The following is a 280-nucleotide window of genomic DNA, read 5'->3' on the forward strand; positions in this document are numbered from 1 at the left end:
TGATTAAGCTGGCTGAACGTACCTTTGCCATGCGCGAATTGACCTTTTCTCATCTAGAGCGGCAAAACCGGGTGGCGCGTGAGGTCATGACGATTTATGCCCCACTGGCCCATAGATTAGGGATTGCCCAACTTAAATGGGAGCTTGAAGACCTCGCCTTTCGTTATCTCGCTCCTGAGCGTTATAAAGAGATTGCCAAGCTATTGTCTGAAAAACGCAGTGAGCGTGAGTCTTATATCGAGCGCGTACAAGATAAGCTCAATGAGGCGCTGGCAGAAGC

1 protein-coding gene is annotated in these 280 nt (G+C 49.6%); it reads left to right on the plus strand.

Going from position 1 to position 280, the window contains the following annotated elements; genetic code table 11:
• On the plus strand, window positions 1-280 hold a 280-nt coding region (locus AAEY98_RS22265), incomplete at both ends, for an HD domain-containing protein (protein ID WP_351019748.1).

The organism is Shewanella sp. AC91-MNA-CIBAN-0169 (genome assembly GCF_040310165.1).
In the GTDB taxonomy this organism is placed as follows: domain Bacteria; phylum Pseudomonadota; class Gammaproteobacteria; order Enterobacterales; family Shewanellaceae; genus Shewanella.